A 726-nucleotide genomic window follows, 5' to 3' on the forward strand; every position below is an offset into this window, starting at 1 on the left:
CTTCCCGCCAGGGTTCGCCGACATGCGGAAAACGTGGGTCGGGCAGACGTTCCTGTTTCTCTTCCTTAGGTTTCGACGCTGCCGGAACGTTGGACTTCTTCATACTGACGCGCGCTTTCATGGCACCGATGGCGGCGACGGCCCGGACCAGATCCTCGCACTCCTGGGGCGTCAGCGGGCTGTCCTCGCAAATCAGGGCATTCAGATTATCGATCAGCGTATACAGTTTGGTTTCTGTCAATTTCATTCTTCTGTTCTCATTCCTTGTATGTTGGGTCTGAAGGCCAATGGAACGAAAACGTACGTTATTAAATTAACCAACTGATATATATGAAATAATAAACATAAATAATGTCTAAAAATTGTGTATTTTTCTCGAAAATTGGCACCCAACAGACGGTCTTGTCTACTAATCTTTTTATTAGATGATAATTTTCCCCTTACCGTACGGTTGGACCTCGAACCCCTTTATCAGCGCTGGTGCAGACCCGAATCACTGTCATTTTAGAAACGCCAGCAGGCGAGTTGTTTCTCGCAGCGATTTTCCGTTGACCTGGCGCTGAGTGCGTATCAGTTCATGTTTCTGCGCATCGGCCACCCTGCTCCGGTATTTTCCTTCGGCTTTCGCCCTACTGATACCCTCTGACTGACGAAGTCGACGGTCTTAGTAATCTTTTCGGGCAATAGCGGCGTGCATATCCAGCATCATGCCATTTACGGCCTTCA

At 48.6% G+C, this 726-nt stretch carries 2 pseudogenes; both read right to left on the reverse strand.

Annotation, left to right across the window (positions count from 1 at the left end):
* Positions 1 to 247, reverse strand: a pseudogene (locus CWM53_RS10595) (DNA-binding protein); the annotation flags it as partial.
* A gap of 193 nt (positions 248 to 440) precedes the next feature.
* Positions 441 to 726 (reverse strand): annotated as a pseudogene (locus tag CWM53_RS10600) (serine recombinase); the annotation flags it as partial.

Origin of the sequence: Klebsiella sp. A-Nf5 (assembly GCF_002810545.1) — a bacterium.
Lineage (GTDB): Bacteria > Pseudomonadota > Gammaproteobacteria > Enterobacterales > Enterobacteriaceae > Klebsiella > Klebsiella variicola.